Origin of the sequence: uncultured Paraglaciecola sp. (assembly GCF_913058035.1) — a bacterium.
GTDB lineage: Bacteria > Pseudomonadota > Gammaproteobacteria > Enterobacterales > Alteromonadaceae > Paraglaciecola.
In genome coordinates, this window is sequence record NZ_CAJXPA010000188.1 from 1 (window position 1) to 7655 (window position 7655).

The window sequence follows — 7655 nt, forward strand, 5'->3', positions numbered from 1 at the left end:
TGCACAAGTTTCTCAAAAAAGTTGCCGAGGGTGACTTTTCGGGTCGTTTAAAAACTAATAGCAATCAAAAAGATGAATTCACGCAGCTAAAAACTGCCGCCAACTTGATGGTACATGATATTTCTAGGGTCATTGCCGAGGTTGTTGATGGCAATAATACGGTGTTGAATATTCGTCGCCACCTTGAAAAAGCAGTGGCAGAACTCGCCGTAACCAGCGTTCAGGTAGAAACTAAAACTCAACAATCTACCGCTGCAACACATCAAATCTCTAATGCCGTGGACGATGTTGCCCAGCGCTCAGTGGGTGTCAGTGAAACAATACAATCTGCCTCTAAGAGTACACAAACAGGTGGCAAGGTCATAAACGAGTGCGTGGATTCTATGACGCAAATTGTTAGTTTGATTAACGAGACACATACAGAAGTTGAAGATTTAACCCAATCTAGCACTAAGATGCTGGGTATTATTGATGTCATTAATGGCTTGGCAGATCAGACAAACTTATTAGCACTGAACGCGGCTATCGAGTCTGCCAGAGCGGGCGAAGCAGGTAGAGGCTTTTCTGTTGTTGCCGATGAAGTGCGCAGCCTAGCCAATCGTTCAGGTCAAATAGCCGCTAATATCATTACTACTGTTAGCAATGTTAACGCTCAGTTTAATCATATAAAAGACAGATTTAGTGTCGATAGTAATAACGGAAATGAGCTTACTATTACTGCCAATGAAAATATTGAAACCGTCATTGCGCAATATAATGAAACCAAAGCGGCGCGCGATAATCATGCTCAGAACCTCAAAGAACTATCTTCAGGTGTTCGGAAGAAAATAGAAGATACGTTGGTGTCCCTTCAGTTTCAAGATCGAGTATCACAAATTCTAGGTCATGTTAAAGGGAATCTATCTCAGCTAACTGAGGACATCCCAAATCACGAAAATCTTAATATTCAAAACTTTTTAGAGCAAATGTCGACCAATTATACCACGACAAGTGAACGCGAATTTCATCATAAATTTTCCAATGAAGTCGCTTATGATATTGATGAAGAAACGTCTAACGATGGCGAAGTTGTATTTTTTTAGAGGGTAAATAAAACATGTCAAAAACCATACTTATTGTCGATGATTCAGCTTCAGTCAGAAGCGTTGTCGGAATCGCATTACGAGGAGCCGGCTATGATGTTATTGAGGCCTGTGATGGCCAAAATGCTTTAGATAAGCTAACGGGACAAAAAATTCATCTAATCGTAAGTGATGTCAACATGCCTATTATGGACGGCATAACCTTTGTCAAAGAGGTAAAAAAGCTTCCAGAGTATAAATTTACACCTATATGCATGTTAACTACTGAAGCCGGTCAAACAATGATGCAAGAAGGGAAAAGCGCAGGTGCAAAAGCATGGATTGTAAAACCTTTTCAGCCACCTAAATTATTAGATGTTGTATCAAAATTAATCTCATAAAGAACAGATTAAATATGTAACGCTTTATTAATTTTATTAACAGATAAATAGGAAAACAGATGCCGCTTAAAATAAGTCAAGACAGCATTGTTAAAGGTTTATGTAAGTTGACTATTGAAGAAGATATGACCATTTATTCGATTAATGAGATTAAAAACGACCTTAGTCGCGAAATTGAACTTTATCAAAAATTTGATCTTGATTTGAGTGGCGTTGAGGAAATTGATACCGCGGGTATTCAATTGATATTAGCGCTAAGGCGTGAGCTTATTTCAAAAAGCAAGGAGCTCGAGATTTCTGCAGTGAGTGACGTGGTCACTAAATTATTCAAAAATTATAGTATTAATAGCCTTTTTAATCTGGGAGATAACGTATGACCAACGAAGGATTACAAGTATTCTCAGATGAGGCAGAAGATTTATTACTGGTCGCTGAGAAAGCCTTACTTGGCTTAGATGATTTAAGTAATAAAGCGGAAACAGCAGAAGGGGTTAATGATTTATTTCGAACCTTTCATACTATTAAAGGTGCTGCAGGGCTCTTTGCATTAGACAGTGTTGTTGAATTTACGCATGTGGTTGAAAGTGTATTGGGTGATATTAGAGATGGGACCCTTCCCCTTGATAAAGAATTGGTTTCGCTATTCTTGTTAAGTCGGGACCATTTAGAAGTGCTAGTTGAAAGTGCTTTAAATGGCGTTGTTGACATCAGTGGGGCAATAAAAACAACAGATGACGCACTCATAGAGCGCTTAAATAAGTATTTGGGCCTTGATTCTGTTTTAGATGATTCGACAACACCCACCATTGAAAACACAGAGCAGGGAAACAACGAAGAGGTTGAGAATCAAAACTGGCATATATCATTGCGCTATGGAATTCATGCATTACGTAATGGAATGGACCCCATCTCATTTATCTCATACCTCAATAAAATAGGCGTCATTAAAAGTATCATTATCATGGGTGATGCTATCCCCATTTGGTCTGAATTTGAGGCTGAGAACTGTTACTTGGGTTTTGAAATAGCATTATACGCTCCCAACAGTAATAAGGCTGAAATAGAGGACGTATTTGAATTTGTACAAGATGATTGCAAAATCCGGATCCTGCCACCTCATAGCCATATAGAAAGATATATACAATTGATTGAGCAACTGCCAGAAACGGATTTACGTCTTGGCGATATTTTACTGGCCTGTGGTGCGTTGACAAAATTAGAAATAGACGGTGTCTTAAATATTCAAGATGTGATGATCGATGACGTCACTGTTCGTGGTGATAACACCGCAATATCTCGATTAGGGAACATTGCCGTTGAACAAAAAGTGGTGGACCAAACCATCATTGATGCTGCAATAAATAAGCAGACTACAAACAAACTTAATCGTAATAATGAACAACAAACCATTCGAGTTAACGCAGGTAAACTTGAAAATTTAGTGAACTTAGTGGGCGAATTGGTTATTGGTACCGCGAATGCCGAAACAAGTGCCATAGGACTTGCTGACCCCAAAATGAATGAAGCAATGGAAAACTTATTACGCTTGGTTGAAGAAGTACGAGATACGGCATTGGGATTACGAATGATGCCCATTGGTGAAACTTTTTCTCGCTTTAATCGTGTTGTCCGTGAAGTTAGTCGCGACCTTGGCAAAGAGATTGACCTGTGTATTAGCGGTGAAGATACCGAATTAGATAAAACCCTAATAGAAAAAATTGGTGACCCATTAATGCATTTAGTTAGAAATGCCATTGACCATGGTGTTGAATTGCCTGAAGAGCGAATAGCTTTGGGTAAACCTGCTAAGGGTATTGTCAATTTAGATGCTTTTCATGAATCGGGAAGTATTGTCATTCGGATAAAAGATGATGGACGAGGTCTGCAAAAAGAGAAATTACTCAGTAAAGCGCTTCAAAATGGGTTAATTCAAGAAGGCCAGCAATTAACCGATCAGGAAATATATCAACTTATTTTTACGGCTGGTTTTTCTACTGCAGATCAGGTTAGTAATCTATCAGGTCGTGGTGTCGGTATGGATGTGGTTCGAACAAATATTGAATCACTGCGAGGTACGATTGAAATAACCAGTGAACAAGGGATAGGCAGCAGTATCACCATTCGGTTACCTCTGACTCTGGCAATAATCGATGGTTTTCAAATACGTGTCGGAGACGGAAAATATATTGTGCCATTGGACATCATAGAGGAATGTCTTGAATTAGATGTATCACTAGGCGGTGAAAGCAATGGGGCGAATTATTTGAATTTGCGCGGTGAAATTCTGCCGTTTATGTATTTAAGTGAATTATTCGGTGAACAAAGAAACACATCTGAGGGGCATAGGGACGATATTATTGTCGTCCAATGTGGGGGTAAAAAAGCCGGTTTTGTTGTGGATGAATTATTAGGCGAACATCAAACGGTTATTAAGCCGTTGGGTGAAATATTTAAAAATCTGAAAGGCATCAGTGGTGCAACCATTTTAGGTAGCGGTGAAGTGGCTATGGTGATTGACACCCCGGCAATGATCAATCTGGTGATTAACGCTGGAAATGAACAATCTGTAACTTCTACGTTGTGACTTAAATGAAAAAATAGGCGGATAAAAAGATGCAAGAACAAATACAGAGCATCGAAGTGACTGAAGGTTTATCACAAACTGAACAGTACTTAACGTTCCAGATGATCGATAAATCATATGGTCTTGAAATTCTTAATATTAAGGAAATTATTGAATACTCAGAGGTAACAGAAGTACCTATGACCCCTGATTTTATTTTAGGAGTCATCAATCTTCGGGGCAGGGTCGTACCTGTAATAGATTTGGGTCTTCTTTTTGCAGGACAACCGGTGATTCTCACAAGGCGCACCAGTATTATTATTCTTGAAGTGAAGAACAGTGATTTGCAACTCGATATTGGTATCGCAGTAGATGTAGTGAATGAGGTGATTGACATTAATGCTGATGACATCGAACCAAGCCCCTCATTAGGCGATAAAATAAACACCGCATTTATCAGTGGAATGGCAAAAGTAGATGAAGAATTCTTAATTCTTTTGAATGTCGAAAAAGTAATGTCAGTAGATGATTTTACCATCATTAGTTCTATTCAATCTTAAATGATTGTTAGGACTAATATACGAACATGTGAAATGTTCATACTAGCAAACGTCTTTAATGAATGACGTTTTAACCGACGGGTTGAAGCTAGCTTTTACATTGAATCATCAAAATTTAAACTATTAGGAAGTAGGTTATGGACATACATCCATGTTTATCCATAAAAATATCAAGTGTGTGTTTAGCTTTTTATGCAGCGCAATACTCAAAAATAATTTTCTAAAAATATTAAGAGAGCTTAGGTCATGTTAAAAAATTTAAATTTAAAAACCTTGTTAATAGCAGGTTTTGGGTTGGTTATATTATTACTGTTAGTAGTATCGACGAGTGCATTATTAGGAATAGGTAGTTCAGGCACGGGTTTTAGCGACTATCGTGGATTAGCGAATGATTCTAACCTAGCAAGGAACCTGCAAACCAATATGATAGGCACCCGTATGCAGGTAAAAGATTTTATTATCAGTAAAGACGACAAGGATATACGTCAATTCCAAGAATATGGAGATGCGACCACCGCACTAGTTGATAGAGCAAAAATAGCTTTGTTAGACTCTAAAAGAGCTCAACTCATTAGAAAGGTTGAATCAGAACTTGGTGCATATAAAAAAGATTTTAGTACCGTTGTCAAATTGAACGAGGAAAGAGAAGACGAAGTTAACAATCGATTATATGTTAAGGCCATCAAAACACGTGAAATAATGGGTTCTATCATCAATAGATCCTACGGTGAGAGAGAGATCACCTCGACATTCCTTTCTAATGAAGCTCAAAAGCGGCTCCTACTAGGCCGTCTGTATGTTGTCAAGTATCTCCAAAGTAGCGACGACGCGGATTATAATCGCGCTATATTAGAACTTTCAACCAAGCTCCCTAAGGATGTGATTGCGTTGGAAGATGTCCTTTCGAATGAAAAAAGTAGCGATGAGTTAAGAGAGTTCAGTAACGAACTGGATCTTTATGTCAATTCCTTAAAAGCTGCCTATACCATAATACAAGAAAGCGACGAAATTATTAAAGTTATGTTAGATGAGCGGGGTCCACTGATCGCTAAAAATACAGATGAGGTAAAAGAATCTCTTAAAGACAGCCAAGCGCAACTTGGTAAAGAAGTTCAAGACAATAATCAAACTACAGAAAGTATAGTCACTTGGGTTTCATTAGTGGCAGTGCTTTTGGGCATAGCGACTGTAATTATTATTATCCGAGATGTGTTACACAAGGTAGGCGGAGAGCCTAATGTCGTATCCGACATAGCACGAAATATTGCATTAGGTAGACTGGATGTTGAACTTGATATGGATGAATCTAAAACCACAGGTATTTTGGCTCAAATCATTACCATGCGGAATAAATTAACTGAGGTTGTTGAGCAGATATTATCTAATTCACAACAAATATCAGCTGCCGCTATTCAAGTGAGTAATACCGCGTCATCTTTAAGTGGAGCTGCTAGCGAGCAAGCCGCAAGTGTTGAGGAAACGAGTGCCTCAATAGAGCAAATGGGTGCATCTATTGCTCAAAATAATGAAAATGCAACAAACACGGATACTATTGCCACTGTCTCAGCAGATGCCGCCAAACAAGGTGGTGAAGCTGTAAGTGACACTGTTGTAGCCATGAAACAAATAGCGGATAAAATTTCGATCATAGAAGATATAGCCTATCAAACCAATATGTTGGCCCTTAATGCTGCCATTGAAGGCGCTCGAGCCGGTGAGCATGGTAAAGGATTTGCTGTAGTGGCTGCCGAAGTAAGGAAGTTGGCCGAGCGTAGTCAGATAGCCGCTTCTGAAATTAGTAATCTAACCAAAGACAGTGTAGCAATTGCGGAAACAGCTGGCACATTACTTGAAAAAATGGTGCCAGATATTATTCAAACTGCAGGACTGGTTCAAGAAATTAGTGCTTCATCAGAAGAGCAATCAGCGGGTGTTGCACAAATTAATAAAGCGATGCAGCAGTTAGACGTAGTGACACAGCAAAATGCGTCAGGCTCAGAAGAACTAGCGGCAACAGCTGAAGAAATGCAGGCCCAGTCTAAAAACTTGACTAGTGCTGTCTCATTTTTTCGTATGAAAGGAACCGATTCATCTAACTCTGGTCAATTTAAGCAACCATCTGACAAAAACTCCTCATTAGAGCAGTATGATAATTCAGGGGCTAATATTGCAGCAGTTGATAAATCAAAATTTGAACGTTTTTAACAGGGGCTTGTGGTTAAGTTATGGAAAAAAATATATCTCAGCCAAAACCCTTAAAATCAGTTGCTGGCAACAATAGCCGGAAATTTTTAACCTTTGTGTTAAACAATGAGATTTATGGGATAGACATTCTTTCAATAAATGAAATAACCGATTTTAGTAATATTACTCGTGTTCCGATGGTGCCAGGTTATATTGCAGGGATGGTTAATCTTCGTGGCAATGTTGTACCTGTGATCGATTTGGCGCAGCGCTTCTCGGAACAACCTTCCGAGCGTACTAGGCGAAGCAGCATTGTTATCGTTGATATAAAGAGTAATGAACAAAGTTTGGTCCTTGGTATTATTGTTGATGAGGTGAGTGAGGTGATTGATGTGTCATTATTGGAAATTGTCCCGGCCCCTGAATTTGGTACCAAGATCCGTACCGATTTTATTCAAGGAATGGGAAAAGTAGACCAACGGCTATTAGTTTTACTGAATATTGAAAATATTCTAGCGATAGATGAGCTTTCTTTATTTTAAGATGTGTGTCGATTGATTTATGCCACAGGACACTTTGCTAAAAAATAAGTGTCCTGCACAAATATTTTCAACTGGTTAGCGTTATGAGAGGCGACTTTATCCGTATTGTCGCTTTTTTTGAAAATACAATAAAGAATATGTCTTTAAAAAGTAAAAGTTGGTATTTGAGCATCAATTAGTACGGTTTTGAAATTGATGCTATAGCATTGACTAAGTAGATAACGAGACGGCTGAAATAATCTAAATTTAAGTATTTGTTAAAATAATTTAAATAATTTAAATAATTTAAATAATTTAAAATGTATCAAATTTGAAATATGAAGCGTTAATAAACACTTATGAAG

Annotated in this window: 7 protein-coding genes; all 7 read left to right on the forward strand. The window is 38.3% G+C overall.

Features of this window, described 5'->3' with window-relative positions:
* Window positions 1-1082, forward strand: a 1082-nt coding sequence (locus QZ562_RS17840; RefSeq protein ID WP_293763187.1) for a methyl-accepting chemotaxis protein, incomplete at its 5' end; no start/stop codon positions are given.
* A gap of 14 nt (window positions 1083-1096) precedes the next feature.
* Window positions 1097-1462, forward strand: coding sequence for a response regulator (locus QZ562_RS17845; RefSeq protein WP_293763189.1), 366 nt, complete (start codon window positions 1097-1099; stop codon window positions 1460-1462).
* Between the two features lie 59 nt (window positions 1463-1521).
* On the forward strand, window positions 1522-1839 hold the full coding sequence (locus tag QZ562_RS17850) for an STAS domain-containing protein (protein ID WP_293763191.1): 318 nt from the start codon (window positions 1522-1524) through the stop codon (window positions 1837-1839).
* The gene (locus QZ562_RS17855) at window positions 1836-4046 is read left to right on the forward strand and encodes a chemotaxis protein CheA (protein ID WP_293763193.1); all 2211 of its coding nucleotides are present in this window, start codon (window positions 1836-1838) and stop codon (window positions 4044-4046) included. Before QZ562_RS17850 ends, QZ562_RS17855 begins: the two co-directional genes overlap by 4 nt.
* Window positions 4047-4075: 29 nt before the next feature.
* Window positions 4076-4585, forward strand: a complete 510-nt coding sequence (locus QZ562_RS17860; RefSeq protein ID WP_293763195.1) for a chemotaxis protein CheW — start codon at window positions 4076-4078, stop codon at window positions 4583-4585.
* Window positions 4586-4831: 246 nt separating this feature from the next.
* Window positions 4832-6790 (forward strand): methyl-accepting chemotaxis protein, encoded by a 1959-nt coding sequence (locus QZ562_RS17865; RefSeq protein WP_293763197.1) that lies wholly within the window; start codon window positions 4832-4834, stop codon window positions 6788-6790.
* Window positions 6791-6810: 20 nt separating this feature from the next.
* Window positions 6811-7311, forward strand: coding sequence for a chemotaxis protein CheW (locus QZ562_RS17870; RefSeq protein WP_293763199.1), 501 nt, complete (start codon window positions 6811-6813; stop codon window positions 7309-7311).
* The last annotated feature ends 344 nt before the right edge of the window (window positions 7312-7655 follow it).